This is a genomic window from Bacillus sp. WC2507, assembly GCF_052656125.1.
The window spans coordinates 3,411,396-3,438,309 of record NZ_JBQXPN010000001.1; the positions used below are offsets into that span (position 1 = coordinate 3,411,396).

Consider the following 26,914-nt stretch of genomic DNA (forward strand, 5'->3'; position numbering starts at 1 on the left):
CGGGTGAAAACTATGCCCTCAATTGTAGGGAATTTAGTTGTACAAAATAGTAACGGTTCATTTAACTTAGGTGATTTCTACAACGTTTCTCCGAAAGAAAATACGAAGGCTTATAATGGATCTGGTGCTTCAAACGTTGGTTTTGTTGTTAATACTTTTAATGGCGTGAGCGCGACTAATACGTTTGATTCTGACCTTGCAGATCAAAACCAAGTGGGTACAGCCTAGTCCTATTTTTTCATCGTTCTGTTTAAGAATTTTAAATTTGTCCATACTATAATCAGGCTGTTACACAGCTATAGTACCCTATCTTTTTCTCCCTTTCCCTGGGGCTTAGCAGCTAGTATGAAGCTAGCTGCTTTTTCGTTTCATTTTTCTATTCCTCATCTAACATAACATAAAGGAAGCTAAAATTTAAATTTCAGCTTCCTTTATGTTATTTCAATAATATCCGAAGTATGAAATACGTAAGTTTTATAAAATGCGTCAGTACATATTACACTGTGCTTTAGCGGGTTTATATGCACAACTGTCATATAACTTGTAAGGATGTAGCCATCTTCAAAATATGTCACCAATATTTCTTTCTCAGACAATAATGACGTTAATAATTTATCAGAAATTCCCTCTTTTGCTTCGTTTGTTAAGAGCGGTTTTTGTACTTTAAATTTCTCTCCAATAACCTTTTGTATACTTAACAACTGTTCCGACATTACTGTAAATGGAACCCATTCTCTTTTTTCTTTTTGCACCTTTACATCATTCATTTCTTTATCTCCTTGATCATTTATCCACTCTATTTCACACACATTGTTCCTCAATTATTCATTAATAATTGCTAGGCTCATATTTTATCCCGCATTAACAGGTAGTGAAGCCCTTACCTCAAAATTCGCTATATGCGAGGACGGTAAGACGAAAATCAATTGCCCGTAAACGCTTAATTGGTGAAAACTAATAATTAGCGGAGGATGAACACCCTGCTAATTAAAGTTTCATTTTATTTCTAACTCTTATACTATCTATACCTACAGGAACATTCGTTCTAATTATACACGAACCTACGTTCTTTTGAAATGATTTATCCATCATTTATTTTTTCTTCATCAAATAAGCTTTTCACTTCTTATTTAATAGGACGTTCACCTATCAACTAAAAAAGCGACTTCATACAAAGTGAAGTCGCTTTTTCTAATATCGTATATTTCTATATTTATTTTTCTATCCTGACAAGTGTTCTTTCCGGAATACAAAGTTCATCTATATTAATATGATTTATTTTTAATTTTAATTCTCCCACTCGTTCTTTATCTTCATCACCAACCCAACAACTGAATAATTCAAAATAGTCCCCATCATTTAAATATCCTTCCATAATCGAGCATAAAGCTAATAGCTTTTTTTTAGCTTCTTTCTTCTCCCTTTCATTTTGCCACTCAACAAGTTCAATGCCCCAACTCGTTGAAACTTCATACGTGTAATTTGTTTGAAATTGAAACTCTTGTACAATTTCAAGCATACTTTCATCTGAAAAGCACGGTCCAAAAACAATTACATCATTAGAATCTGGATCCGTTAACGGAATTTCTACATTGCATCCTATATAACTTGCTAAACTCATTTTTACTCCTCCCATATTCGTATAAAAAATACTTTATATAAACATTTATCTACTTAAATATAAAATTCCTGCCTAAACTAAAAGGTTTTAAATTTTTGATTTTATTAACCCATCTATAAATGAAAGCATACATTATGAAGAACGAACTCACAAAATTTCTATGAAAAGAGAGCAATTTAAACACTCTCTTTTCGTACATACTATATAAAACTGTTTAAAAATACATAATTTCCTCTTATTATTACATATATTTTGGTTGTACTATTATATGTAATTCCCTCTCTGTCACTGTTTTTTTGGGGTTACGAAAATACTCTAATTCATATTTTAATACTTCATACTCAACCATCCCGATCTTAATCCCTTTCGTTTCTTTTAAAATAACTAATAGGTTACTTATATCTTCATCATACGATTCAAAAATCTTCCCTCCACCTTCTCTTTGAAAAATTACTTTCACATTTTCTCCCCCTATATGAATTATTTATCAATTCAATAATTCATTTAAAAGTATTCATTCTTTCCCATAAAAATTCCATACTAAAAAGAACATCCATCTTAATAGAATGCTCTGCTTTTCACTTCCTATAGCGTCAATATATTCTCAATACTATTGTATGTATCACCGATGATTTTATGAGTATTTTAGATTAGTTTGTTCCAATTTGTTTATGGCTATTTCAGAATGAAATACCAGCCCTTTTCATTTGTATGAACAATGTTCTTGTTGCACATTCTTTCATGTACTTTCTATACTCTTTTATTTTCTCCATGACGCTCAGTATCATGCCATGGCTCCGATGTTTCTTTGATTTTTTATATTCGCTACGCCCTAATCCTTCTTCTTTTAAATCAATTACATACAATTGAGCATAATCCGGATTTACTAACGATAATGAAGCAAATATATTTTTAAAGAAGACCCTATTTCCTCCCTATTCAAATAGTGTTTTCACTTCCATTGCTCTTGCAATATGATACACAAATTTTTTTCGACATTTTTCTACACAAACAGACATTTTTAGTGTATTCTATAGTAGAAGAATAATTAAAAGACTTATTCTTTGCTATTGAGAGAAGAGCCTGAGAGCCATATCAGGCTCTTCTTTGCTTATACACCATGTATCATTCTTCAAACTATGTTTATCCACTTCAATCAAATTAATCAATTAAAATATTATAATATCAACATTATATGAAGTACTTATTATCCGTCTTTTTAAAAACCATAATTTTCCATTGTAATTCTTAATATTTAAATGTAATATTGTATTGTCTTACTATCTATTTATAACTCACACACTAACTAGAAAAGGGAACCTACATAGGTTCCCTTTTCTAATTATAGTTACAGTCATTATTTCTTTTCTAGAAATTCAAATGTATCTTTAAATTCTTTATCGTTAACCTTAATATTAGCATCTTTCAATAAATCATTGACTATTTGTTGCTTCCATTTACCTGTCGTATCTTGTAGTCTTTGCTGTTCTAAATCTTTACGAATTTTATCTTTCACTTCATCAAATGGCTTCAATTCTTTTTTATCCGTCACTTTAATAATATGGTAACCATAAGTTGTTTTTACCGGATCGCTTACTTGTCCTGCATCTAATTTATACACAGCTTCCTCAAATTCTTTCGCCGTTTGTCCTGGAGCAAAACCAGTTATTTCTCCGCCTTGTTCCTTTGAACCAGTATCCTCTGAGTATTGCTTCACTAAAGCCGCAAAATCTTCACCATTATTTACTTTCTCTTTCACTTCTTTAGCAGTCTTTTCATCTTTCACTAAAATGTGACTTACCTTCATTTCTGGTTTATAGTTATCTTTTACATCTTTTTCTGTGACAGTCGCTTTAATCGCTTTCTCAAATGCAATTTCTGGCTTCATTTTTTCTTTTAATTCATCTTCATTTTTTAACCCAACTCGCTCTAAAGTCGATTTGAAGTTGTCACCCATTTTATCTTTTGCTTCTTCTACTTGTTTTTTTGCTTCTTCATCTGAAACTTTATATTTATCTAGCAACGCCTTACTTAACACCATTTGATATAAAGTACTTTCCCCATATTTTTGTCTTAATTCTTTACTTAACTCTTTCTCTGTAACATTTCCTACTTTTGATGTTACTACGTTGTCTGAGGAACCACATGCAGATAATGCCAGTACTACGCATGAAATAATTGTTCCTAAAAATAGTTTTTTCTTTTTCAATTCAAAATACCTCACTTTTATTATTATACAAGAATAACTATACGATACACTTGTGTAAACAATGTGTTTTCCACATGTAATTCATTTCATTTGAAAAAACTATGTATCATGCTCTTTTTGTTCAAATATTAAAGGTCATCTTACTATGTATCAGTAATATGACCCTTTGCGTATTCCTAAAAACATTTTAGCTACTTATACATACTTAATCGTTACATGTTCTTCCAGTATCCAATTATTTTTTCCGATATCTACCGCATTTTTGGCTCTTCCCCACACACGAAAAGATTTTGATCCATCAATATTACCTTTATAATTTATACATTCAGGCTCTGCATAGTAATTTACTTCGTACCCAACAGGATATTTTGAGGATGCATAAAACCATTTCACATCAAAATATTTTTCATATACCCACTGCTTATCGTTCCCCAAGCAAATCATATCTTTATCGGCACCTCCCCAATAACCATGTAAGACTAAATATGGCGTTTTTTGAGTGATTGTACCTGTAAACTGCGGATTCGCAGGATTTTCATATAAGTTTATGCCATATCCATCTGGATATTTTGAAATCGCAATACCAATACCATTTGATTGCTGTGTATTCTCTTTGTTAGATTGAATAGATTGATTTACTTGATCTGAATCTATAAACCAAGAAAGCGACTTATTTCCTATTAATTGATTCAAATCACATTTCCCAATACCAGGAACATTTCCCGAATCAGTATATTGCCAAATATCGCACGGATATGCTGGCTTATTCCCTCCATAACGAGGTATCCATACAAAATCAGCTTCAATATTACGTGCTCCAAATGATACATACGTGTGATGCCCCACATATAGCCCTACTTTTTTTGCACCTAAACGGCGTAATTCATCTATAAAAGCCTGTGTCCCCCCTTGCATATCCATCATCGTTTGAACTTCTACGTCCACCACCCAAAATTTAGCAGATTTATCACCACGACTCCAAAAATCTTGTGCCTCTTTCCTGGCATCAGCAATAGATATAAAACGGCAAAATGCATAATTACCAAATGAAATACTGCGTTTCTTCATTTCATTCACATAATTTTGATACATAAAATCTACCGTATTCGAGCCATCTTGAACTCTAGCAATAACTAAATCTAGCCAAGATGCTGCAATATCCCAATTAATAGTTCCATTCCATTTTGAAATATCTATAATATACCCCATTACAATTTCACTCCTTTTTATTATCATATTCAAAGATCGTTTTATTGAAAGCCCCTTATGCCTAATACTAGCTATCTATAATATAAATAAAGAAAATCTATATTGTTTTTCAAAATATACAGTCTTTTAATTAAGTTTCTACTAATTTTCCACATTCTGATCACACTATAAAACTCCATATCATTATCAACTCAACTAAATTTTCATATTATATTAATACGCCTTTATAATCTAAACGAAAAATCGCAGTATACAATACTGCATCTTAGGAGCTGATTTCATGAAAAAAAAACCTATCTTGTTCAAAGTTCCACCAAATTCAAAACTAAAAGTTACATTTTTCGGTCCTTGTAACGAGGTAATTACAAATGTGTCTATAATTAATCAACTTTCCACACCTAAATGTCAAACTATTACGCAATATCCAAACTATAAGAAATACGAAACTGAAGTGCGATCATTATCCAATTGTTAATCCGTTCCTATTCACAATCCTTACAATTTGGTTAGCTAAACGACTTCAATAATAGATTAAAATTACTCATTTCATGATATTCCATTGATAATCTATTGATTTTTTACACGTTTTTATGAACCGAGCATATATTAATGTATGGAGATTATCCACTCATAAAACCTATCTTTCTTTAGAGCGTACTTTTTATGTATGCTCTTTTTTTATTTATCCCTCATTCTATACATATAAACCTGTTCACTTTTATATTTCATGAGTGGTAAACCCACCCACTCACTGTTTATAAACAATCTAATCAATGTGTACTCAACAGTACTCATTTATTTATTATACGTTCACTATAATTCTTGCATTTTCTTTCGATTTTTGAGAAATTGAAATGAGTTAATTTATTTTATTTTAATATCTTGATAAAAAGGTGAAATGTATGACTGTTGTACATATTAGGTGGTCTAAACTTTATAATTTATCTGAAATCAATCATTATGAAGAAGCTTTTTCAAAGGGGATATATACAATTTATAGAGTGTATCGTGGAAAAGAAAAATTACTATACATTGGAAAAACAAAAAGAAGTTTTTCGAAGCGATTAAATGAACATTACAAAGATTGGATTCATGGAGCAAGAGGAATCCATGTAAGGTTAGGGATTTTAGAATTTCCTAATGGCGGTAAATATTCTGAACAAAAATTATTAGATGTAGAAGCACTTTTAATTTCTTGGCATACTCCACTAGAAAACACCCAATGTACGAATTACTATATAGGTAGAGAAAATTTAGAAGTTATCGGCTTTGGACAAAGAGGATTAATTGATAAAAAAATAACTACTCAGTACTATGAATGGGTATGAACTCAGATTATAAATTAGTTTAAAAGAGTTTGACGCTCCTACCCCTAAAGTCCGCTGTGGTTTTTGACGTATAACAAGGCAACATACAGATCTATTCTTCGCCATTGAGAAAAGCGCTTGATCGCCATGTCATGCTCTTTTTCATTTAAACTGACCTCTGTTACATTTGTATATTGATTCAATCATCATCTAGCTACTAAATTGACCAACAATATATTAAAATTCTTTATATACTTAAGGAGGTCCATTTACCCATATATTTTAGAAAAACAATAATAATCCCCCACCATTTGGTGAAGGGGATTAACTAAACCTACAAAAAATGTTTTATTATCTTCATTATTCAGTTGGAGAAGGGAATCTTGCCGCTTCAAAGTGAACAGTATTCAAACCATTAACATTTTGTACAATTACGCCAGCAACACTACTCTCAGCAAAAACTTCAACTGAATCCCCTGCTTCTAATTGAAGAATAGAAGTTACTGAAACATCATTATTAAAAAATACCCCTGTCCCAAAGAAATCATTATCTATCGCTATTGCTGGATTTCCATTCACACGAATTTCAACTCTAGCTCTGTAATTTACATTAAAATCATTTGGAGAGAATGTTATATTTCCTAGTACACTATATACCCCTCTAGTCTTTGGAATAAAAATAGATGTTGCTGGATTATATTCGTTCGCTAGATCAAACTGTTCATTTTGAAATAATACTTTAACAGAAGTATTTTCCGGAACAAGTTGATTCATTGTATTAACAGCTCTAAATGCAGACGCTCTTACAAGCTTTTCTTTCTTATCATCACAACAATTCACTTTTACATACTTTCTATCACATTGACTATTTTTTCTAAAACAATCATGACTTTTCTTTTTATAACCTTGACAATACTTACAGTAATAGTATGGCGTAGTAAATCCCCCCTTAAATTTATGATTACATAATATGTAACATAGATTAGAATCGTTTGGACAAACTGATACTATTTTTAATAGAATAAAAAAACCCCTACCATTTCGGCAGGGATTATCCTTTATCTTCTGTATACTCGACTTTATTTAATTGGTGAAGGGAATCTTGCCGCTTCAAAATGTGAGCCGTCTTCCGAAGTGCTTAAAACTCCGTCTATGCTACTTTGTGCATACACCTCAACTTGGTCTCCTTCATCCAATTGAATGATCGTCGAAACACTTACTACATTTCCAAAGCTTATTGGACCGAAAAAGTCATTATCTATAGCTATTGCTGCGTTTCCATTCACACGAATTTCTACACGAGCTCTATAATTTAAGCTAGAATTGTTTGGAAAAAAACCAATCGTTCCAATAATAGAGTAAATCCCTCTAGTCTTCGGAATAAAAATAGACGTTGCTGGATTATACTCATTTGCTAAATCAAATTGTTCATTTTGGAACAATACCTTTACAAAAGTATTGGCAGGAACCGTTTGATTCACCGTATTTCTAGCTCTAAATGCTGATGCCCTAACAAGCTTTTCCTTGTTGTCATTACACTTACTAGTGTTCTTACAACAGTTATGCTGTTTCTTTTTATACTCTTTACAATACTTACAGTAGTAATAGCAAGACATACTAGTTCCCCTTTCATGCTTATTACTACATATTATGTAAGAGGGATGCGTAATGTTTGGACGAGCTATTGTTTTAGCCCTATACTTGTCGCCTATTTATATACACTTGAGCAGAAGACGCATCAATAAAACCACAACCTAATAGTATACACATTATTCAAATGTGATAGATTCTTCCCTTATCTACTTTACTTTTTGTACATAAAAAAGAGCGAATCTATATTCGCTCTTTCCCACATATTTACGGCCCAAAGCTTATCATCCAACCTAACATAAATCCAAATACAGTAAACAGTAGCATAAAAACAAATAAACTACATGCCCACAATGCATATTTTCGACTTTTTCTTTTTGTGATCATGCCTACGACTGAACATAACAATCCAACTCCAACTATTTGCCGAAAACCTTCGTCTATAAATGTTTCTTGCATAAGCAATATAATGTTTAAATACAATAACGCTAGAAATGCAATAATTAATGAAATAATCCCCATCCACGTTTCCTTTTTATAACTATGATTCTTTCTTTTTTTTAAGAATGCCAATTCCATAATCTCGCTTCACCTACTTTCAAGTTTCTAACTTTTTCATGACTCATTAATTTTTCAACTTCTCCTTTAGGTCCAGTTACAACTGCTCCGTATGTTTTTACCCCATTTTTTTCAAGGAAAGAAATACGCTTTGACAACTCTAAAGTTTTCGCTCTAGATAGCTTCACCGCTAAATCTTCATGCTTCTGTAATGACTTTAACACATCAATAAATTGTTCTTCATGAGGTGAATCACTTGAAAAAGGACCACCTAGACTTGAAATTATATCTGCCGGAAAACCAATCGGTGCAACATACATACCCTCATCATTCTTTTGCTTCTCCTCTAGTCCTGTATTCACGGCATACCAAACAATATCAATAGTTGGAAACATGTTCGTTACCTCTTGTATACTTAATAATTCTCTAAAAGATACAAATGCTTCTACAACAGATTCTTGCGGAAGACCTTTTAATACCTGCGCTTCTTCGCTACTACTATAAGACACATTATAATTATTAGGGTGCGACAATACCTCGTTATCTACGTATGAGATTTCTGGAATTTTTTCATCTGTTGTATATTCACGGCTTACTTTCGTTGCTCTACTTAATAAATAATCTGTTTTCTCTTCTCCTATTCGAATATCTTTCTTTCCTACCCTTTTATACAAATCAAAATGCAATTGTAAACTAAGCGGTAACAACGTTTGCTCCATGTCCCTTTCTTTCATAAATACATTTGGTTCTGTTACACTTAACGTTTGATTTACTACATTCCGTATCTCCATCGCGTTTGTAGGTGCCAATGTATAATAAAAGAGTGTAGATATATATAAAATAGGTTGAATAAGTAATAACAAAGTAAATACAATCAAAACATTCGTAATACGCGCTCTTTTTTTACCTATTTTCAACACTTGCTCCTGTTTTCCATCAGGAAGAGAGGCTGGCCTTTGATGAAGAGCTTCTTGTAACAATTCTTTATAATCATCTTGTTCAGAATGAGGTTTATCATTTGTCATTTTGACTCTTTTCCTCCTTTAACAATTTTTTTAATCTCTTTCTCCCACGAAATATATGACTTTTATAAGTGTTTAACTTTAAATCTAATACAGAAGCACCCTCTTCGTACGTTAATTGATGTACGTCACATAATAAAATAGCTTGTGCCTCTATCACCGGTAAAGTATGAATAATCTGAATTAATTTTTCGTAACTATTTTTTGCGACTACATACTCTTCTGTAGATTCCCCTGCTTGTATTGTCTCTAATTCCTCCGTTCCTACAAACGTTACTTTTTTCTCTTTCCTTACAAAATCAATAAACGTATGATATGCCACTTTAAAAAGCCATGATTTTACCTTTTGGTTTTCATAGTCTTCTAGATAAAGATACGCCCGATAAAAAGTCTCCTGCATCAAGTCCTCCGCTACGTGATGACTGCGAGAAAGGGAAAATAAATACCGGTACACATCGTTTATATAAACTTTATATATTTCTTCAATCTCCATCCCCCTCCTCCTTTCATATATAACACGAATAAACAAATTAAAAAGTTGCATTATTTTCCCTTTTTATTTTTAAAAACATTTATACATTTTAATAACTATTTACAATTATAAACAAAACATAAGATGTTATGGCTGTAAATATCCTTCAAAATGGGAAAAATCGGTTAGGATGTTCTTAGTAAGTTAATAGTTATAAGACATTCGTCCTGTACGATATAACCGCAGATAGGACTTCATTGTTGCATCTAGGCCTGGTTCGCCTAAGTAAATGTTTATGTATCCTTTCATACAAAACAACTAACCATCATTTGTTATGATAAGATAATTCCTATTCTTTCTTTAATCGGTTTCTTCTCACAAAAAACTCAACTTGTAGTATGTACGGGGATTATCTCATGGATTATTTACAAATTATATGTGGGGACTATTTGACGCTTACATAAACACAATTTCATCCCCCTCAATTGTACCCGCCATTTGTAAGCAATAAGACTCACACCTCAAAATTCGGCACAGTTAGGTGGGAGCCGTGTTGCCCGATTGGTAAGAGCTAATAATCAGTTTGGAACCTGCTCCCAACTAATAAAAATTTTTCTTTATAGATTAAATACAGTTCCATATGGGATAGTAAGAAAAGAACTTCCATACGGTGTGATTTGATGTACTGGGTAAAAATACTCCATGGATGAATAATACGGCTGTATACCTTGTTGCTGCATTTGCATTTGTTGTTGCATTTGTAACGCTTGTTGAACAGCTTGAACTGTACTTTGTGCTCCGCTAAACGTTATTGATGTACCATATGCTGGTCGAATATCTGCTTGAGAAGCAAAATATGAATAAAACATTATTTTCAACCCACTTCCATATAAGTTATTACAAAATATATTATGATTCTTTATTTTAGGAAGTGCTAAAACCTAGTACATTAGCTTTTAGTAAGTTTTTCATTATAATTATTTCTTTTAATATCTTCAATTATTAAACGTAAATGAATTATTAAAGGAGATTATATAAAATTACAAAATGAATAATCTTAAATAAAATTCTATATGGAGCTGCATTAGATCTTAACTTAATTAAACTTAAAATTATCACCTTATCCACCCTTTACAATAATACTAGTCTCATAAGGACACATCCATTTTGTTGACATATACTTTTAAAAAACATTCCTGGATATTTCACATATAACTTATACTCATAAACACTTAAATCTAGAAACAAATATTAATTATCAAAACATACTTACTATTTTCTTTTTTTAAAGGAGGTAATTATAAAATATAATAAAAACTCAAACGATCCGTGCGAAAAGTTCCAATTCCTCTGTTTTATTTCTATATCCCCTTGTGATCAAACTAATTGTTGTACACCTGTTTTTTTCTCATTTTCTCAGCAACAAGAATTATTGTCCCTAATTAACCAATTAAATCAAGCTATCTTTTCTTTTTTCACTACACCAAACCCAACAACGATACAAATACTCCAATCATCATTACAGGCGTTAAATGATTTATTAATTGCAGTACAACCAAATACTCCAAATAAAAGTTTAGTTATACGAACTATAACTCAATTAATCAATTCCTTGCCTACTGCATCACTTACTCAAATTTCTGCATTGTTTCAATTTTTATTCCAAAACTTATCTTCACTTATTAGTTGTTCAAATATATCAGACCCTCTTCTGCAGCAAACGTTCAACTTAATTTTGCAAGGAATATTGAATAGTTCGCTATTAAATATTATTGGAACACCGGGACCGACTGGACCTAGAGGAGCTCAAGGATCTCAAGGTGTGCAAGGGATTCAAGGACCAGAAGGGCTCGCAGGTGCAACTGGACCTCAAGGCGTGGAAGGAATTCAAAGGCCGGAGGGACCACCAGGACCGGAAGGACTCGAAGGGCCGACGGGACCGACGCGGCCAACCGGACCTGCATGTAATTTCCTTGTTTATGTTACAAACGCAGGAGTTATAGATGATCCTACCGATGATACAGTATCTGTAATTAACACCGGAACAAATACAGTTGTAGCTACAATTACTGTAGATAATGCACCTCTCGAAGTAACCGTTTCTCCAAATGGAACTCGCGCTTATGTTACTAATATTTTTTCTGATACCGTCTCCGTTATTGATACTTCTACAAATTCGGTTATCGCTACCATTCCTGTTGGAAGCGACCCGATTGGTTTAGCTGTTTCTCCAAATAACACAACTGTTTATGTTGGAAATCACGGTAATAATACGGTTTCTGTTATTAATGCTGCTACTAACACCGTCATTGATACAATTCCTGTTGGTAACGCTCCGCAAGGAATCACTATTTCTCCAAATGGAGCTTTTGCATATGTTGCAAACGAATTAAGCAACACAATTTCTGTTATTAATACTGCTACAAATACAGTTAGCGCTACGATTCCTGTTGGTATTCGCCCTAGGATAATCGTCTTTACACTAGATGGCACTCGTGCATATGTCACAAATCAAAATAGCAATACGGTTTCTGTTATTGACACCGCTACTAATTCCGTTATTAATACAATTAACGTAGGTACTGAACCGGTCGGTATAGATATTACACCAGATGGCACTCGTATTTATGTTGTAAATAAAGTTAGCGATAATGTATCGGTAATAAACGTAGCAACAAATGCAGTAATCGATACAATTCCTGTTGCTTTATCCCCGGATCAAGTAACCATCATACCAGATGGCACTCGTGCCTATGTTACAAACCAAGCTAGTAATACTGTTTCTGTTATCAATACTGCTACAAATACGGTTATAGATACGGTACCAGTAGATGTTGCTCCAACTGGTATAGCAACCGGAACTATTTTTTGTGCTCCTTAAAAACTTCATATTCATAGCAGACCCCTGTACGTGCTTCGTGTTAATCGCAATATACATATGGAGGGGATATTATTCGACTCATTACATTTTTCTTATGTATACTTCTATACATTTGTTTGTAAAATCCATTGTATTAAAAGAAGTAACCCAGTATCTTTACGAGCTTAAATAGAGTCACAAATTATCTATATCACGCTCTAATCTTATTTTCCTAACCTCCTATTCATCACCCCCTAAAATTTCACAAAATAAAAAAGCAGCTGTTAAGCTACTTTACATTCATTTTATCCCCAAGAGAAATGATAAATATATTCTCCCGCTACACTTTGATTAATCCCAATAATTCTAGCAAACCTCATTAAGTCCGCACCCTGAAGAAAATACATCGCAAGCATTACTGGTACTTGCGACCACATAAATTGATAAAACTCCTCGACTCTCTGGTTTGTTGAAACAATTAAATCATTTACAGGCCCTTGATTCCATACAGAAGTACTAACTGAACGAAACGGAAGATCTTTCCCATTAACCACTATTCGCGCTATACTTTGAGTTATGTCCACATCAATTCCCTCCATCATTACAAAAATCGGACCTGTGCATTTACTCCTTTCTTTATAAATATTCTTAACCTTCATAAATGTCTAAGGCAAACCTCTATTTTTGCTTATATTCAAATGAATTTATTTCACACAGTAAACAAGTTAATAAAATTTCAGTATTACTCTCCTCAACTTCCGTATCATTTAGATCATGTACACCCTTATTCAACTTTACAATTCGGTATACAAAATTATATATCTTATTATCTCAATATCACTTTATTTACTACAAGTTGATAAAAAACATTCAAACCAATTGATAAATCAACGTTTGTAATTTAATTCCTTATTTTAAATCCCACCTTTTTATTTTTAAACACTATATCCGAATAATTATATTGGAATTTCTTGTTGTATACACATCTATCTTTTTCAGGTATTATATACGAGAAGAGTAAGGTAAGAGTTACTCTTTGCCATTTTAGGAAAGGTCCTGTTGGAAACAACAGGACCTTTTTTCGTGTTAGCAATACGCAATAAGAAACACAAAAGCCACGACACTCACGCACCTTGGCTAAATATATAAAATTAATTGGTATTTCCGGATCAACTTTACAGTAGCCTTTGTACATGAACATCGGTTTTTCTAGCATCTAGTTCACCTCCTTAAAAATGCAGGATTTCCCTTTTCAATATCGAATTAGTAATGTTTGGAAAGGGGGTGTAACATGGCGGAAATTAAGGTGGGACTTACACAATTTTTAGACTTCACACTGAAAAGTAGTGCAGCAAAAACAAATTTTGTAAAGAATCTAAAATCTCAACCTGAATATCACCCAGTTTTTGATTACTGGAAACAATTACGAGAAACTGTTATTAAATTTCATAAAAACGAACTACCTTTTGAATGTTTTGAAACATTAATCCAAACTGTTGACCAGAAGAAAAAGCAAAACTATATTGATGTTATAAAGCAGTACAAAAAATTTATTAAAAACAAAGACGTCTCTTGGTTTGATCCAGGTAAATCACATTGGTTATCAGATAATTTAATCGTCCGCTCATCACCTGAACTTGGTTTGCTCATTAATGATGAGCCGCATCTTATTAAACTGTTTTTCAAAGGAAAAAAAGAACGAATTGATAAATATAATATCAACTCAACACTGACATTATTAAATGAATCAACATTTTCAACTGAATATAACGATGTGAATTATACAGTCCTTAACATCCAAAAGAACAGAATGTATACGAATAACTCTATTAATAATGATCATTTAATAGCTCTTGAATCAGAAGCTCACCAGCTTTGTTATTTATGGAATAAGATGTAAAGGGTATATTCATTTCTTTCAATACCTTGTTCATGCGTAATTTTGGCACATTTTTCACAAACCCAATTCGTTTCGTTTAATTGAAGCTCACCTTCTTGTTTCTCAGAAACAATGCAGGGTGGGCGTTTTTTGAATATAGTTTCTTTACCCATTTCAACATCCTAATTCCCCTCTCTGAAAGAATAATATAATGACTTCTTTCTACCACATCTACATTAACCGCCTGACTTCTTAACCGCTGAATAATTCCTCAGATGTTCTTACAATCTCTTTCGCGTTCCACATCGTGTTTTTCTTTCACTCTATACAGTGCATCTTGTTACTCACACTTCTTTCGCCCACATTACTTTATTTGATTGTGATTGTTGCTGGAACTCAGCTAACGCCGCCTTAATCTCTTCTCTCACAACTTCACGAATAAGTTCTTATAACGATTCCTCTAAATTCATACATGCATCCCCTACATCATTTTTTAAATTTCCTGCTTGTTGTTCCATTCACTCATAAAATTTATGAGTAATGATCATCCACCGTTTACTTTCTCTAAGTGCCGGAAAGAGATTGCTTGTTTTATCCGACATTACATTACTGGCGCTTCATAAACATCTCCTACAAATATCTGAGGAAAAGAACGTTATAGCAATGGCTAACATGAATACAATTTGATTTACCCTACTTATAATAGTAAACTTACAATTTCAGAAGTTTGACACAGCTCATGAAAAAGCTTATAAAGAAAAGTGAGGTTCCTAATATTCGTTTCTAGGATTTAAGGTGTATATCCAAAAATCGCAAATGAATGATCAGGACATAAAAGAGTAGGGTCACATTTGATACCTACTCACATGTTCTACCAAACCTACAAAAAACAGTCGAAGATTTTGCAAACAATTTATTTCAAAAAACTAATGTTTGCAATTACGGATTTTGCATAAAAATACTAGCATATCCGTGTGACATTGAGAGGAGTCAAAAACATGAAAGAAATCAAATCTGAACAGGAATTCAAAGACATCATCGCAAGCGAGAAGCCAGTAGTTGTTAAGTTCTTTACTACATGGTGCCCAGATTGCGTGCGTATGGACAACTTTATCGGAGATGTAATGGAAGAATTCAATAAGTTTGAATGGTATTCTATTAATAAAGATGAGTTCCCAAGTATCGCTGAAGAGTATCAAGTAATGGGTATTCCAAGTTTACTTGTATATCAAAATGGTGAGAAGCTAGGCCACTTACATAGTGCTAACGCAAAAACTGAAGAACAAGTTACTGAGTTTTTAGAAGCATACTAAGATGAAAACCCTCTGAAAAATATTTTCTAGAGGGTTTTTATTTTTCCCAAATCATCTTTCGGAAGTGTACATATTTACACTCCCTTCTCCTCCCCTCTAAGTTATACATAGATCCAAACCGTGTCTATACCCTAACTTTGCACTTTACAACATATTTTTCCTTCGCGAAACTTTGTTATCCACTTCTTAAAAAGCTATAAAACGTCAACAATGTTTGTATAGACCCACACGAGTTTCGTTTGGTACTCTATTTATAGAAAGAAATTCCTTGTAGAAAGGTGAGTGATTAAAATGGATACTCTTTCTCATAAAGAAGCTGATAAAGGTGCTATTGTCAGCATTATGGCCTACATATTTTTATCCTCTATGAAAATCATCATCAGTTATATTACCCTCTCTAGCGCATTACGTGCTGACGGTTTAAATAACTTAACGGATATCGGTGCTTCTTTAGCGATATTAATTGGTCTAAAAATCTCTCGTAAACCTCGTGACCCAGATCATCCATATGGACATTCACGTGCAGAACAAATTGCATCACTTGTTGCTTCTTTTATTATGGCAACGGTCGGATTAGAAGTTGTTATTAGTGCCATTCAATCTTTTTTTAATCCGAAACAAGCAGCGCCTAATGTTCTTGCAGCATGGGTAGCCTTATTTTCTGCTGTCGTTATGTACTGTGTGTATTTGTATACGAAAAAGATTGCAGCACGGACAAAAAGCAAATCATTAGAAGCCGCTGCAAAGGATAATTTATCAGATGCTCTCGTAAGTATTGGTACAGTAGTAGGTATTGTTGGTTCACAGTTCCAAATGCCTATTTTAGATCCTATCGCCGCTTTAATTGTCGGCCTTATTATTTGTAAAACTGCATGGGAGATTTTCGTAGAAGCTTCTCATATGCTAACGGATGGAATTGATCCAGATAAGATGGAAGAGTATGCTGATGCTATTGAACATATTGGTGGCGTGGAAAACATCGTAGATATTCGCGCTCGTATGTATGGGAATCAAACGTACGTTGATATTACGATCGAGGTTGATGCTCGTATGGATGTTGGTGAAAGTCATTGTATTACTGACAACATCGAGGCTATGCTTCGGAAAAATTTTGGCATTTACCATGCACACATTCATGTTGAACCAATGGAAAAAGAACCTATTATGACATAGGTTCTTTTTTAATGAACGTTTTATGAAATATAACACATAAAACGAGCCAGCTACCGCCCGCTGCCCATCCCGCTAATATGTCAGATGGATAGTGAACGCCAAGATATATTCGGCTAACTGAAATAGATAATACAACAAAGCTCGCTATAAAAATAATCAACAATTTTTTATGCAATGTAATACGCTCTTCTGTAATCGTGACGTATGCAATAAAACCTAAAAAAGCAGTAGCATTCATCGTATGGCCGCTCGGAAAACTATATCCAGTTGCAGTAACAAGCTGCGTTACATCAGGTCTTGCTCGTTCGTACCATAGTTTAAGCATACTGTTTAAATAACGAGATCCATAATAATTAATTGTTAGAAGTAATGCACTAAGCAACTTTTTTCTAACGAGAAAATACATTACAAGAATAATGAGTAACGGAAAATATATTCTTTTGGAACCGATAAAAGACACCCAAGTAAAGTAGGCTGTCAAGTAGTCGTTTCGAAAACCTTGAATAAAATGCGCTACTATATTGTCAAATTTCTCAATACAAGCGGTATGATACGAAAGTGATAATACGACAAAACAAATGAGTAGCGTAAAACTTAACAAGTATAAATGTCGATATCGTTTCACATACATAACCTCACTATGCAAAAAAATGGAGCGGTTGTTTTAGTTTTCCTCTCAATTTCTTTTTTATGCATAGTTTATTAAAAAATATAATTGTTAATTTTTTCTTTCATCATTGGAATATCTTCATTCATTACTGTAAAGCGAATCACTTTCTCGTCAAGATCAAGCGCTTCTGCAAATAAACCTGCTAATCCACGAGATTTTCTGTCAACTTCCATAATAATCTCTAGGCGATCATATGCGCTTGGCAAGATTAATAATTCTAGTTCGTCTAATTTCCCATAATACTCTCCCGAAACAGGAACAAACTCAAATTCTTGTGCGAATGGAACTTGCTTACGTAATCGATACGGTAATTCTTCACATTCTATATGACGCGCTTTAAAACCTAATTGATTTACACTCTCTAATACACTATTTAATAGTGCATTTGGCAACACTTGAATGTAATCACGATCACTTGGATCTATACTGCGTTTAATATCAAGGCCTGTATGCACCCAAACTGTTTTCATTCCAAGTGTAAGCGGTGTTTCAACTGGCATTTTAAATGAAAATGGAATTTCTTTTTTTTCATTCGGCTCAACAGAAAAAGGTTCTGTTAAACGAACTCGCTCTAAATCATATGTTGCTGTTACTTTTTTATCATCCACTTCTCGTACATACGCTGTTGATAACGTTAAGTAAATGCTTTCAATTTGTTGGTTAACTGAACCACCAGTTATATGAACCTTCCCTTGTATCTCTTCTCCAACAATATACTCATCTTTTTCAAGAACTGTATCTACTTTTGTACTACCAATACCAACGCTTGCTAAAAACTTTTGAAACATGGAGCCTCCATCCTTTCTAAAGCAAAAGCTACATCTTTTTTTAAATCTTGTACATTCTCATAGTACGGTGTTTTTATTTGTAACATTCGCATAAGCATTTCACGGTTATAATTTTCCAAAGTTAATTCGTCATACCATGGTTTTTCATGTTTTTCATTAGATTCATAGCCTGCATATAATAAAAATAACGAGAAATGACCAAGCGCATAAAAATCGCTACGAAAGTGAACTTCTCGCATCAAAGCTTGTTCACCTTCATAAGTTGTAGCTCGTTCATCACCCTCACCCTTCAATTTAGCCAATCCAAAATCAATAATACTAATTTGGTTTTCTTTCATTAATATGTTTGGAATGCGTAAATCTCGGTGAATAATGCCTTCACTATGAAACACCGACACAATTTGTAATATTTTATATAAAACCCAAAAAACTTCACGTTCTGTATACACATGCCCATCTAAGAAAATATAATCTTCGAAATTTTTACCCGGCATATATTCCATCACAAAAAAGCTTTTTTTCTCCCATACAAAATGATCATATAACCTAGGAATTGCATGATGATTTAATGTTTGTAAAATCATTTTCTCTTGTTCAAATGATTTTCTACCAGACTCATATCTTTGTTTACTTTGTCTTAATTGTTTTAAGACTTTATATCTATTTATTTGTAAATCATTAACGACATATGTAACCCCATAACTACCCATTCCAATTACTGATTCAATTTTATAACGTTCTGCAACAATTGTATTTTTTCGCAGTGGTCTATCAAATAAAGCTAGTATACGACGCCATTTCATCAGCTACTTGAAAAGAAGCTACGGCTTTTACGTTTTCTTTTATAATGTTGATGCCCATAACCCGATGAACGTCGTTTATAATCGCTACTTGAATAAGAGCGCCCTCTATGGCGATAGTCACTACTCGAATACGAACGATATTTTTTCTTTCCTAATAAAGAATCAATAATTTTTTTGAACATCCCTTCACCTCTTGAGTAAAATTTTCTTTTAATTATACCAATAATTTCTGCCTATATTTGTGACAAGTTTGTAAAGAGTAAAAAACGACGAGTTAAGCCCGTCGTTACTTTCACTCATCTTCTTCATCAAAAACTTCATCAATCATACATTTCTCTAATAAATACTCGAATGTAATATCTGCGAGATCTTCAATTTCCTCTCGTTTTGGAACGTATCCTCTTTCAATTAGTTGCTCATAAAAAAACTCCGCAATCTCTTCCGTATCAATTACGACTTCAATTTCCTTCATGAGCATCACTCCTTTATTTCTGTTTTATGAAAAAATCTCAAAATTATGTATATGAGATTAGAAAAATAGTTTTTATTTTTTATAGGTCATATCATTTGGACGAGATGCATACGATGGTAGTACAAGCTATCAAAAAGGGGGAAATAATTATGGAATACCAATATGAGGTAGAACAAGAAGTAGGGCAAACAAAAGAAGAGTTCATGCATGAAGATCAATGGGCAGACTCTCTTATTAAATGGCTTTTTATTTTTTTAATAATTGTAGGCATACCTTATACTGCATATGTTGTTGTTCAATTCATTCTCTCTTTCTAGTTAACTATTTTTTCTCTGTCAATTTAACTAAATAATTATGAACAACATCCATAACAATTTTGTACTCTTCATCTTTAAATGTATCGAATAACAATTGATAATCGTTATAAATATCAAGTAATCCATCAATGATTTCTTGACGATTTGTCTTAACACTCACTTTTTTTGAGTTATTAATTGACTTTAATTTTCCTAAATCTAATTTATTCATGCCAGCTTTATCTTGTTTCATTTTCTTCAAAATTGCATTTGCCGTCTGAGCATTGGCAAGTAACGTTAAATCTGATTCATCCGCTTCTAACCATTCACCATCCGTAATTCGTGACAATTCATATATTGTATCTTCCCATGCGTCATTTTTATATCTCCATACTTCTGTACGAAAACCAACAATTCGAAAAACATCTTTATCATAACCTGTTACTTGCACGAGATCACCAAATGTGAAATTATAGTTTAATTCAATCCACTCAGTTTCACCTTTTTTCATATCTTGCTCTGAAACGTGCTGCAATGTTTGCTCTACGTAAAATCCATCGTGATTATTGACTTCGTATACGTAAACTCCATCTAAAACCTTCATATTTGTGATTTTACCAACGGTTCCATATAGCGTAATCACGACTATGTCCCCTACGTTGTATTTAGGTTGCTTTTTTCTTGCCATCTATATCTCTCCTTTTTTTGACGTCGTGATTTTGATAACAGTATATGCAACCTACATAAAAACGCTTATCACAGAAGCGTATATTCATAAATTTTTTCAATAAAAAATATCACCACATGAAAATTTATTTACAACGTAAAAAAAGCTAGCAAATAGACTAGCTTCACGTCAAAAATTTCATATAGTTTTTATCTCTCTTGTATGTATAAATCCCAAGCTTCATCAAATATAGACATACTTTCTAGCATTCCACTTAACTCTAAGTATGAACTAATTTCATCATAATCTTCAGATTGCTTCGGAAAGCTTAAATCATCATACATTGCCTCTGCTAAATTCGATATTTCATTACTAAATAAAGCTGCACGATGCTTCATCATATAGTGGTAAAATGTCTTTTTCAAAAATATTCCCTACCTTTCTAACTTGGGTACATTATACAAGGCACAAAAGAAAAAAACCAGCATAAAAGCTGGTTAAAAGTCGAAATAATTTCTTTTTAATAGACGTGGTCTTCCCATTAATTCTTCATATGTTAGTTGTTTTGGCAAGTCTTTCGTATAAATTAGAAACAATTGATCTTCTATTTCTTTTACTGTGTGGTCTGATTGATAATCCATACCACATGAGGAACAAGTAATGCATGGTGTCTCTTGGATTTCAATGGCTTTTGTACCATCTGGTAATTCCCAATATACAGTATTCAAGCTTTCTTTCGCTTCTGTACTGTCACACCACATACAATTCATACTGCATCACCCTCAGTTTTTTTGTCGTTTTCTTCTAATTTAGCCATTTGTGCTTGATATTTTTTATCTTTTAATTGGTCGCGCTTATCACGTTTATCTTTTAGTGATGCATGAGTGTCATTATCTTCATAGTCTTTACGACGGCTCATACGCTGTAAATCGTCTGGAACAAGGTTAAATTTCTTATCACTCATAAGACCTGCGATACCAACATCTGAACGTTTTTCTTCGTAGTTTGGATAGATTTCTTTAAAGTACCCTTCTGCTCTTCCTGGAATATAGCTCTCTGGCTCTGGATACGTTGTAATAACACCTTCAAAGTTACGAAGCACAACTTTATCTGCACTTTGTGAGATTAAATAGTTTGGCTGAAGCGCAATTTTGCCGCCTCCTCCTGGTGCATCTACAACGAATGTTGGAACCGCATAACCAGATGTATGACCGCGTAAACCTTCAATAATTTCAAGACCTTTAGATACTGGTGCACGGAAATGACCAATACCTTCAGATAAGTCACATTGATAAATGTAGTATGGACGTACACGGATTTTTACTAAGTCATGCATAAGTTTTTTCATAATCGGAACGCTGTCATTAATACCAGCTAAAATTACTGCTTGGTTTCCGATTGGAACACCAGCATTCGCTAGCATTTCACATGCTAGTTTCGATTCTTCTGTAATCTCAATAGAAGTGTTAAAGTGTGTATTCAACCATACTGGATGGTATTTTTTAATAATGTTACATAAGTTTTCTGTAATACGCTGCGGGAATACTACCGGTGCTCTCGTTCCGATACGAATAATCTCAACATGCGGAATCTCTCGTAAATTTTTTAATACATATTCTAAAATTTTATCGTTAATTAGAAGACCGTCACCACCAGAAATTAACACATCTCGTACTTGCGGTGTATCACGAATGTAACCAATTGCATCATCTAATTGTTTCTTTGGCACACCCATTCCAATTTGTCCACTAAAACGACGGCGTGTACAATAACGACAATACATAGAACATTGATTCGTTACTAAGAATAATACGCGGTCAGGATAACGATGTGTTAGCCCTGGAACTGGTGAATCTTCATCTTCATGAAGCGGATCTTCTAAATCATATTTTGTTTTATATAACTCTTCCGAGATCGGTACAGATTGCATCCGAATCGGACAGCGTGGGTCATCAGGATTCATTAGCCAAGCATAGTACGGTGTAATGTTTAACGGGATCGTTTTTGTTGAAATTTTAACGCCTTCTTCTTCTTCAGGTGTTAAATTAATCACTTTCTTTAAATCATCTAACGTTTTGATCGTATTCGTTAATTGCCAAACCCAATCATTCCATTGCTCTTCAGTAACATCCTTCCACAACTCGATATCCTTCCAGTGACGATTTGGTTTGTATACATCATGTAACATTGCTATTCCCCCTTTTTATACGCTCATCCTTTATATAAGCAATAGTTATGCCAACTTTACTTTTTTGATAAGTAAATGTACGGAGAACCCTATTATATAAGCGAAAAAATATTTTTAAGCACTTTATGAAATCCATACATACTATCATATTCATTACTTTTTATATATGTAAACGCGCTTTTATTGGTGCAAACACACAAAAACCGCCAATTATTCGGCGGTTTTGTCGTACTTACTCAGTTTATATTGAAGCGTTTGACGAGGGATACCTAACATTTTTGCAGCTTGTAATATATTCCCTTCCGTTTCAATTAACGCTTGATCTATTAATTCCTTTTCCGTTTGATGAAGTGCTTCTCTAAGTGGCAATATGCTCTTCTTCTTTGGAAGATTCTCTTTCCGAAATGTACGCGGTAAACAATTGGCTGTTAATGTATCCCCTTCTGCAATAATGACAGCATGTTCAATCGTATGTTTTAGCTCCCGAACATTTCCAGGCCATTGGTAAGCTTGTAGTCTTTCTTTCGCTTCCTGATCCATTTGAAGTACACCTTTTTTATAACTTTTATTATATTCTTTCAAAAAATAAGACGCTAATAATAGTACATCTTCAGTTCTTTCACGTAGCGGCGGAATATATAATGAAAAGACATTTAATCGATAATATAAATCAGTGCGAATTTTATTCTCTCTTAAACATATTTCTGGTGGCTGATTCATTGCGGTAATAACGCGAACGTCTACTTTTCTCGTCTTATTATCACCAATTCGACGAATAACACCATCCTCTAATACACGTAGCATTTTCGCTTGTAAATCGAGAGGCATTGAATTCAGTTCATCTAAAAACAATGTCCCACCATCTACAAGTTCAAATAATCCCGCTCGTTCAATTGCCCCAGTATAGCTACCTTTCGTCGTTCCGAACAATAAACTTTCTAATAGCGACTCTGGTAAAGCTGCGCAGTTTTGCGCAATAAATGGCTTATTCTTCCGTTTAGAAGCTTCATGAATCGCTTGTACAAATAACTCTTTCCCTGTTCCAGTTTCCCCATATATTAAAACATTTGCATCCGTTGGCGCTACTTTTTGTGCTAATTCTTTCGTCTGTTTAAACCGAGCATCATTCGTCACTATCGTCTCAAATGCAACATGTTTTTTGATTGCTTTTTTTCTAGATGATCGCTTTATTTTTGACTGCAAATCTACAATTGTATCTGTGAGTTTTTGAACTGTGGAATAATCCTTTGCAATTTCAACAGCACCAGCAATATTCCCATCTATAATAATAGGTAATGTCGTATTTACTGTACAAATGTCTTCCCCATTTAAATTTTGATAATGCTGAACTTGATGAACGATTGGTTTTTTTGTATCTAACACTTTCATTAACGTACTTGTTTCCCTAGATAAAGAAGGAAACGCTTCTAACAAATGTTTACCTAACACTTTTTCAATTTTTGATCCATCGTGTTTTGCAGCTACAGTATTATAGAAAATTGTAATACCATTTTCATCTACTGCGTGTATAGCCTCATCAATACTGCCCAAAATCGCTTCAATGACTTCTTGTGTCGAAACTGCTAGCAATGTCATCCCCCCTCTTGCCGAAAATCCAGCAATAACATGCCGGATTTTCAGCATACCTATGTGCGATTATAAGCATGACGATTCTGTTCTATTTTTATACCGTTCTATTTAGACAAATCTTTTGCCCATATATTCATATCTTCCAACTTATCAAAAATGTAGCAATTGTTCGCCAACCTTCCTGTATACGTATAACCTAACTGATGAAAGGCCGCATTCATTCCGAAAGAAAGCGATCGAGCAATTGTATAGGAGCAAAAAATGGATTTTTCTTGAAGTTCTTCTTCTAACTTGATGAGTAAACTTTTCATAAACCCATGTTTACGATATTCGGGTAAAGTAGCACAATTCGTTAATTCTGCATTTCCTTCCTTAATATTCATTTCTGCAGACGCTGTACTAATTATTTTCCCTTCAAATTCATATACGTAGTAAATGGTATCGTCTTCTTTCATCGTTTGTAATACATAACTCGCCTCATTTAAAGGAGTCGGATACACTTCAAATACTTTTCCAAAGACAGCTGCTAATTCGTCCGCATCCTCTTCTGTCGCTTTTCTTAATAGAAATTTCTCTGGGACTATTTTTTCCTTTACTTCTTTTGCTTTTACACCGCTAAAAATGGTATCTTCCTCAGCCCAATGAATACTGTTTCGTCTTTCATCATTATTAAATTTTACGAAGAAGTATGCATCATGGCCTTGAAAATAATGTGGTATTGTTGCTTCTAATAAAAAACCGAAAGAGAGCCATGTTGAAACATGCTCTCCCTTTCCTTTAATAATACATTTAGTGAAAGAATGTTTCTCTGCTAATTCGTCAATTGTTTGGATAATCCTCTCAATATTTCCTGTGTAGTGGTCTACTCGAATACGTTTATTAAAATAGTCCAAAACGCCTTCTATTGTATAACCATTCGTCTGTTCTCTAAAAGATTCATAGTATTTCATTTTTTCACCTCACACCAATCTAGTAATGTACATGCAATAATTTTTGCGGCAGCTATCATTTTATCAACTTCTATATATTCATTTGGATAATGTGCTACTTTCGTCTCTCCTGGGCCAAATACTATCGTTGGTACATTGGCGATTTGTGTAAATAAACCTCCATCAGTCCCCCACGGAGATGCTTCAATAATTGGTTTGTTCCCTTCGATTTCAACAAAGTTATGCTCGAGTGTTGTAATTAACTCATGATTTTCTTCTAGTTCTCCAGGAACCCATCTCGCTCCAAACCATTCTACTTCTACGGGATTTTCAACAAACCAATTGTCCACATCATTTAATTCAGCGATCCAATTCTCGAACTCTTCTTTTGCTGCCTCTATAGTCTCATTCGGCGCAATACCACATCTTCCTTCTAAAATTAATGAATCAGGAACAGAACTTGGCCAGCTCCCACCTTCAATTTTCCCAATATTAATTGGAATCGGAATCGGGATTTCTTTAAATAACGGGTCTGTAATTCGGTCATTTCTCTTCTCTTCCAATTTTCTCAAATGCTCTACAACAAACATGCTTTTTTCAATTGCACTTACTCCTTCATAACGTGTTCCACCGTGTGCTGCTTTCCCTTTCACATGTAGACGAAACCACATGGACCCTTGTTGTTTCGGGAAAAACTTCATATTTGTTGGTTCTGGAATAATGACACCATCTGCTTTATATCCTCGTAATATAGTCGCTAATGTTCCTGCCCCGCCGCTTTCTTCTTCAATTACACTTTGAAAATAGATATCTCCATTTAATTCAATACCAGATTCAATAATGGCTTCCATCGCAAGCATAAGTGCAACATTGCCACCTTTCATATCCGTTGTTCCACGACCATATATACGATTCCCTATCTTCTCACCACTATAAGGATGATGGTTCCACTGATTCACATCTCCTTCTGGTACAACATCAATATGCCCATTTAATATCATAGATTTTCCATCGCCGCTTCCTTTAAGGGTTGCCACAATATTCGGGCTATCTGAAAAACTTGTACGCGGTGATACAAAATAAGGATGATCTTTCATTTTAGAAAATGAAGGTTCCCAAATATCAAGATCTAAACCTAACTCACGTAATTTTTCAATCACAATTGCCTGCGCACCACTTTCATCACCAGATACGCTCTTTTCTTGAATTAATCGCTTTAAAAATTTTACGCTTTCCTCTTCATGACTCTCAATATAATCACAAACTTGTTTTTTTAATTGCTCCATATATTACATCTC

General features: G+C 33.6%; 34 protein-coding genes and 2 pseudogenes. 9 read left to right on the forward strand and 27 right to left on the reverse strand.

All coding sequences use genetic code 11. The annotated features are described in order from the left end of the window. The first annotated feature begins 12 nt into the window (after window positions 1-12). Window positions 13-228: a spore germination protein GerPF gene (gene gerPF / locus ACUN28_RS18075; RefSeq protein ID WP_033659688.1), complete on the forward strand. Its 216-nt coding sequence runs from the start codon at window positions 13-15 to the stop codon at window positions 226-228. 203 nt (window positions 229-431) lie between these two features. Here the strand turns inward: gerPF and ACUN28_RS18080 are convergent, their stop codons facing one another. The 5 genes from ACUN28_RS18080 to ACUN28_RS18100 all read right to left on the reverse strand — a co-directional run bounded on the left by ACUN28_RS18080 (window position 432) and on the right by ACUN28_RS18100 (window position 5,039). After that, a complete protein-coding gene (locus ACUN28_RS18080; RefSeq protein WP_033660065.1) occupies window positions 432-767 on the reverse strand; it encodes a YolD-like family protein in 336 nt (111 codons plus the stop codon). A gap of 446 nt (window positions 768-1,213) precedes the next feature. Next, window positions 1,214-1,621, reverse strand: a complete 408-nt coding sequence (locus ACUN28_RS18085) for a hypothetical protein (protein ID WP_016087990.1) — start codon at window positions 1,619-1,621, stop codon at window positions 1,214-1,216. A gap of 241 nt (window positions 1,622-1,862) precedes the next feature. Continuing rightward, window positions 1,863-2,081, reverse strand: a complete 219-nt coding sequence (locus ACUN28_RS18090) for a hypothetical protein (RefSeq protein ID WP_016087991.1) — start codon at window positions 2,079-2,081, stop codon at window positions 1,863-1,865. A gap of 897 nt (window positions 2,082-2,978) precedes the next feature. After that, window positions 2,979-3,830: a peptidylprolyl isomerase PrsA gene (locus ACUN28_RS18095; protein WP_016087992.1), complete on the reverse strand. Its 852-nt coding sequence runs from the start codon at window positions 3,828-3,830 to the stop codon at window positions 2,979-2,981. Window positions 3,831-4,025: 195 nt separating this feature from the next. Further along, window positions 4,026-5,039, reverse strand: a complete 1,014-nt coding sequence (locus ACUN28_RS18100) for a glycoside hydrolase family 25 protein (RefSeq protein WP_016087993.1) — start codon at window positions 5,037-5,039, stop codon at window positions 4,026-4,028. 280 nt (window positions 5,040-5,319) lie between these two features. Here ACUN28_RS18100 and ACUN28_RS18105 point away from each other — a divergent pair, with 280 nt between their 5' ends. Both ACUN28_RS18105 and ACUN28_RS18110 read left to right on the forward strand, forming a co-directional pair. Continuing rightward, on the forward strand, window positions 5,320-5,514 hold the full coding sequence (locus ACUN28_RS18105) for a hypothetical protein (protein ID WP_016087994.1): 195 nt from the start codon (window positions 5,320-5,322) through the stop codon (window positions 5,512-5,514). A 427-nt stretch (window positions 5,515-5,941) separates the two neighbouring features. Beyond that, complete coding sequence (locus tag ACUN28_RS18110) at window positions 5,942-6,367, forward strand: GIY-YIG nuclease family protein (protein WP_016136676.1); 426 nt, start codon at window positions 5,942-5,944, stop codon at window positions 6,365-6,367. A 339-nt stretch (window positions 6,368-6,706) separates the two neighbouring features. On the opposite strand, the gene ACUN28_RS18115 is transcribed toward ACUN28_RS18110, so the two are convergent. From ACUN28_RS18115 to ACUN28_RS18140, 6 genes are all read right to left on the reverse strand, one after another. Further along, window positions 6,707-7,318, reverse strand: a complete 612-nt coding sequence (locus tag ACUN28_RS18115) for a hypothetical protein (RefSeq protein WP_048894630.1) — start codon at window positions 7,316-7,318, stop codon at window positions 6,707-6,709. Window positions 7,319-7,425: 107 nt separating this feature from the next. Continuing rightward, complete coding sequence (locus ACUN28_RS18120; RefSeq protein WP_016087997.1) at window positions 7,426-7,962, reverse strand: C1q-like domain-containing protein; 537 nt, start codon at window positions 7,960-7,962, stop codon at window positions 7,426-7,428. Between the two features lie 241 nt (window positions 7,963-8,203). Continuing rightward, complete coding sequence (locus ACUN28_RS18125) at window positions 8,204-8,515, reverse strand: hypothetical protein (RefSeq protein ID WP_016087998.1); 312 nt, start codon at window positions 8,513-8,515, stop codon at window positions 8,204-8,206. Beyond that, complete coding sequence (locus ACUN28_RS18130; RefSeq protein ID WP_016087999.1) at window positions 8,497-9,519, reverse strand: anti-sigma factor; 1,023 nt, start codon at window positions 9,517-9,519, stop codon at window positions 8,497-8,499. Before ACUN28_RS18130 ends, ACUN28_RS18125 begins: the two co-directional genes overlap by 19 nt. Next, complete coding sequence (locus ACUN28_RS18135) at window positions 9,509-10,009, reverse strand: sigma-70 family RNA polymerase sigma factor (RefSeq protein ID WP_016088000.1); 501 nt, start codon at window positions 10,007-10,009, stop codon at window positions 9,509-9,511. Before ACUN28_RS18135 ends, ACUN28_RS18130 begins: the two co-directional genes overlap by 11 nt. Before the next feature lie 596 nt (window positions 10,010-10,605). Continuing rightward, window positions 10,606-10,857 (reverse strand): DUF3947 family protein, encoded by a 252-nt coding sequence (locus tag ACUN28_RS18140; RefSeq protein ID WP_016088001.1) that lies wholly within the window; start codon window positions 10,855-10,857, stop codon window positions 10,606-10,608. Window positions 10,858-11,288: 431 nt separating this feature from the next. Between ACUN28_RS18140 and ACUN28_RS18145 the strand changes: the two genes are divergently transcribed. Then, complete coding sequence (locus ACUN28_RS18145) at window positions 11,289-12,869, forward strand: collagen-like repeat preface domain-containing protein (RefSeq protein WP_048894631.1); 1,581 nt, start codon at window positions 11,289-11,291, stop codon at window positions 12,867-12,869. A gap of 284 nt (window positions 12,870-13,153) precedes the next feature. Here the strand turns inward: ACUN28_RS18145 and ACUN28_RS18150 are convergent, their stop codons facing one another. Together ACUN28_RS18150 and ACUN28_RS18155 are read right to left on the reverse strand one after the other, a co-directional pair. Beyond that, window positions 13,154-13,507, reverse strand: coding sequence for a hypothetical protein (locus tag ACUN28_RS18150; protein ID WP_033659685.1), 354 nt, complete (start codon window positions 13,505-13,507; stop codon window positions 13,154-13,156). A 242-nt stretch (window positions 13,508-13,749) separates the two neighbouring features. Next, the gene (locus ACUN28_RS18155) at window positions 13,750-14,064 is read right to left on the reverse strand and encodes a hypothetical protein (RefSeq protein WP_016088004.1); all 315 of its coding nucleotides are present in this window, start codon (window positions 14,062-14,064) and stop codon (window positions 13,750-13,752) included. Window positions 14,065-14,139: 75 nt separating this feature from the next. Here ACUN28_RS18155 and ACUN28_RS18160 point away from each other — a divergent pair, with 75 nt between their 5' ends. Continuing rightward, complete coding sequence (locus tag ACUN28_RS18160) at window positions 14,140-14,748, forward strand: hypothetical protein (protein WP_016088005.1); 609 nt, start codon at window positions 14,140-14,142, stop codon at window positions 14,746-14,748. Here the strand turns inward: ACUN28_RS18160 and ACUN28_RS18165 are convergent. Both ACUN28_RS18165 and ACUN28_RS18170 read right to left on the reverse strand, forming a co-directional pair. Further along, on the reverse strand, window positions 14,727-14,900 hold the full coding sequence (locus ACUN28_RS18165) for a hypothetical protein (protein WP_016088006.1): 174 nt from the start codon (window positions 14,898-14,900) through the stop codon (window positions 14,727-14,729). The two genes, ACUN28_RS18160 and ACUN28_RS18165, sit on opposite strands and share 22 nt — an antisense overlap. Window positions 14,901-15,077: 177 nt before the next feature. Beyond that, window positions 15,078-15,167: pseudogene (locus tag ACUN28_RS18170) on the reverse strand (helix-turn-helix domain-containing protein); the annotation flags it as partial. A gap of 142 nt (window positions 15,168-15,309) precedes the next feature. On the opposite strand from ACUN28_RS18170, the pseudogene ACUN28_RS18175 reads away from it, so the two are divergent. The 3 genes and pseudogenes from ACUN28_RS18175 to ACUN28_RS18185 form a co-directional block, all read left to right on the forward strand. Further along, window positions 15,310-15,661: pseudogene (locus ACUN28_RS18175) on the forward strand (site-specific integrase); the annotation flags it as partial. A gap of 64 nt (window positions 15,662-15,725) precedes the next feature. Beyond that, window positions 15,726-16,040, forward strand: a complete 315-nt coding sequence (locus tag ACUN28_RS18180) for a thioredoxin family protein (RefSeq protein WP_016088007.1) — start codon at window positions 15,726-15,728, stop codon at window positions 16,038-16,040. Window positions 16,041-16,331: 291 nt separating this feature from the next. After that, complete coding sequence (locus tag ACUN28_RS18185) at window positions 16,332-17,213, forward strand: cation diffusion facilitator family transporter (protein WP_016088008.1); 882 nt, start codon at window positions 16,332-16,334, stop codon at window positions 17,211-17,213. Here the strand turns inward: ACUN28_RS18185 and ACUN28_RS18190 are convergent. From ACUN28_RS18190 to ACUN28_RS18210, 5 genes are all read right to left on the reverse strand, one after another. Next, on the reverse strand, window positions 17,203-17,838 hold the full coding sequence (locus ACUN28_RS18190) for a phosphatase PAP2 family protein (protein WP_016088009.1): 636 nt from the start codon (window positions 17,836-17,838) through the stop codon (window positions 17,203-17,205). The genes ACUN28_RS18185 and ACUN28_RS18190 overlap by 11 nt on opposite strands. Before the next feature lie 77 nt (window positions 17,839-17,915). Next, entirely contained in the window at window positions 17,916-18,671 is a 756-nt protein-coding gene (locus tag ACUN28_RS18195; RefSeq protein WP_016088010.1) for a sporulation protein, read from the reverse strand. Further along, the gene (locus ACUN28_RS18200; RefSeq protein ID WP_016088011.1) at window positions 18,653-19,474 is read right to left on the reverse strand and encodes a serine/threonine protein kinase; all 822 of its coding nucleotides are present in this window, start codon (window positions 19,472-19,474) and stop codon (window positions 18,653-18,655) included. Before ACUN28_RS18200 ends, ACUN28_RS18195 begins: the two co-directional genes overlap by 19 nt. Then, a complete protein-coding gene (locus tag ACUN28_RS18205) occupies window positions 19,474-19,656 on the reverse strand; it encodes a hypothetical protein (RefSeq protein WP_016088012.1) in 183 nt (60 codons plus the stop codon). Before ACUN28_RS18205 ends, ACUN28_RS18200 begins: the two co-directional genes overlap by 1 nt. 110 nt (window positions 19,657-19,766) lie before the next feature. Then, the gene (locus tag ACUN28_RS18210; RefSeq protein WP_000658451.1) at window positions 19,767-19,946 is read right to left on the reverse strand and encodes a YozD family protein; all 180 of its coding nucleotides are present in this window, start codon (window positions 19,944-19,946) and stop codon (window positions 19,767-19,769) included. 149 nt (window positions 19,947-20,095) lie between these two features. Between ACUN28_RS18210 and ACUN28_RS18215 the strand changes: the two genes are divergently transcribed. Next, on the forward strand, window positions 20,096-20,263 hold the full coding sequence (locus tag ACUN28_RS18215; RefSeq protein WP_000456535.1) for a DUF3930 family protein: 168 nt from the start codon (window positions 20,096-20,098) through the stop codon (window positions 20,261-20,263). 4 nt (window positions 20,264-20,267) lie between these two features. Here the strand turns inward: ACUN28_RS18215 and ACUN28_RS18220 are convergent, their stop codons facing one another. From ACUN28_RS18220 to ACUN28_RS18250, 7 genes are all read right to left on the reverse strand, one after another. Further along, a complete protein-coding gene (locus tag ACUN28_RS18220; RefSeq protein ID WP_000101496.1) occupies window positions 20,268-20,930 on the reverse strand; it encodes a hypothetical protein in 663 nt (220 codons plus the stop codon). 188 nt (window positions 20,931-21,118) lie between these two features. Beyond that, window positions 21,119-21,334 carry a YozE family protein gene (locus ACUN28_RS18225; RefSeq protein ID WP_000750725.1) on the reverse strand — a complete coding sequence of 72 codons (216 nt, stop codon included), beginning with the start codon at window positions 21,332-21,334 and terminating at the stop codon, window positions 21,119-21,121. A gap of 72 nt (window positions 21,335-21,406) precedes the next feature. Then, on the reverse strand, window positions 21,407-21,679 hold the full coding sequence (locus tag ACUN28_RS18230; RefSeq protein ID WP_002119088.1) for a YokU family protein: 273 nt from the start codon (window positions 21,677-21,679) through the stop codon (window positions 21,407-21,409). Beyond that, window positions 21,676-23,097 (reverse strand): lysine 2,3-aminomutase, encoded by a 1,422-nt coding sequence (gene ablA, locus ACUN28_RS18235; RefSeq protein WP_016088014.1) that lies wholly within the window; start codon window positions 23,095-23,097, stop codon window positions 21,676-21,678. The genes ACUN28_RS18230 and ablA overlap by 4 nt, the downstream gene beginning before the upstream one ends. Window positions 23,098-23,307: 210 nt before the next feature. Then, entirely contained in the window at window positions 23,308-24,693 is a 1,386-nt protein-coding gene (rocR, locus tag ACUN28_RS18240; protein WP_080117995.1) for an arginine utilization transcriptional regulator RocR, read from the reverse strand. Between the two features lie 98 nt (window positions 24,694-24,791). Next, entirely contained in the window at window positions 24,792-25,637 is an 846-nt protein-coding gene (gene ablB, locus ACUN28_RS18245) for a putative beta-lysine N-acetyltransferase (RefSeq protein ID WP_016088016.1), read from the reverse strand. After that, on the reverse strand, window positions 25,634-26,902 hold the full coding sequence (locus ACUN28_RS18250; RefSeq protein ID WP_016088017.1) for a peptidase: 1,269 nt from the start codon (window positions 26,900-26,902) through the stop codon (window positions 25,634-25,636). The genes ablB and ACUN28_RS18250 overlap by 4 nt, the downstream gene beginning before the upstream one ends. Window positions 26,903-26,914 lie beyond the last annotated feature (12 nt).